Source organism: Polaromonas sp. P1_G4, assembly GCF_056405475.1.
Map to the genome: position 1 here is coordinate 1 of NZ_JBFUCA010000842.1, position 1,200 is coordinate 1,200.

The window sequence follows — 1,200 nt, forward strand, 5'->3', positions numbered from 1 at the left end:
GGTCTGAACGGCGCACAGCAAGCCATGTTCCCCCAGCGCCTGGACTCGAGCATTGCCTACGACATCGCCAAGGCGATGATGGACGGCTTTAACCGCCACTACCAACTGTTCCGAACCGAGTCCGCGCGCGCCAAGCACCGCTTTGAAACGGCAGACTGGCACGGCCAGCAGCGCGCGCAGCGCGAACGCATCGAGTTCTACGACCTGCGCGTGCGCGAAGCGTCCATGCGCCTGGAGCGCGAGTTCAAGGCCGGCGACCAGCCCATGGACGTCTGGCAGCAGGTCAAGCTCCATTACATCGGCCTGCTGGTCAATCACCACCAGCCCGAGCTGGCCGAAACGTTTTTCAATTCGGTCACCACCAAGATCCTGCACCGCAGCTACTTCCAGAACGACTTCATCTTCGTGCGGCCCRCCGTCAGCACCGAATACATCGAGAACGACGAGCTGGTGTCGCAGCCGACCTACCGCGCCTACTACCCCACCCGCGACAACATGCGCGAGGTGCTGCTGCAGCTGGTGCGCGACTTCGACCTGCGCCTGCCGTTTGACAACCTCGAGCGCGACGCGGGTTATGTGCTTGAAGCCATCAGCGGGCGGCTCACCGACGTCAAGCTGCGCGCCAACTTCCAGATCCAGGTACTCACCAGCCTGTTTTTCCGCAACAAGGGCGCGTACGTTGTGGGCAAGATCATCAACGGCTTCAACGAAGTGCCGTTTGCACTGCCGGTGYTGCACAACAAGGCCGGTAAACTGGTCATCGACGCCGCGCTGTTTGGTGAAGATGATTTGCTCATCCTGTTCAGCTTTGCCCGCGCCTACTTCATGGTCGACATGGGCATCCCGTCAGCCTACGTGCAGTTTTTGCGCAGCATGATGCCGCACATGCCGCGCGCTGAAATCTACAACGCGCTGGGCCTGGCCAAGCAGGGCAAGACGCTTTTCTACCGCGACTTTCTGTACCACCTGCGGCACTCCACCGACAAGTTCCGCATTGCGCCCGGCATCAAGGGCATGGTCATGCTGGTGTTCGACTTGCCCTCGTTCCCCTACGTGTTCAAGGTCATCAAGGACTACTACCCGCCGCAAAAAGACACCACGCGCGAGCAGATCAAGGGCAAGTACCTGCTGGTCAAGCAGCATGATCGCGTGGGCCGCATGGCCGACACGCAGGAATACAGCGAAGTGGCCTTTCCGCGC

1 protein-coding gene is annotated in these 1,200 nt (G+C 60.8%); it reads left to right on the forward strand.

Annotated features, from left to right (window positions below):
* Positions 1–24 precede the first annotated feature (24 nt).
* The coding region (aceK, locus tag AC1D1X_RS23845) for a bifunctional isocitrate dehydrogenase kinase/phosphatase (RefSeq protein WP_477699417.1) at positions 25–1,200 on the forward strand (1,176 nt) is incomplete at its 3' end.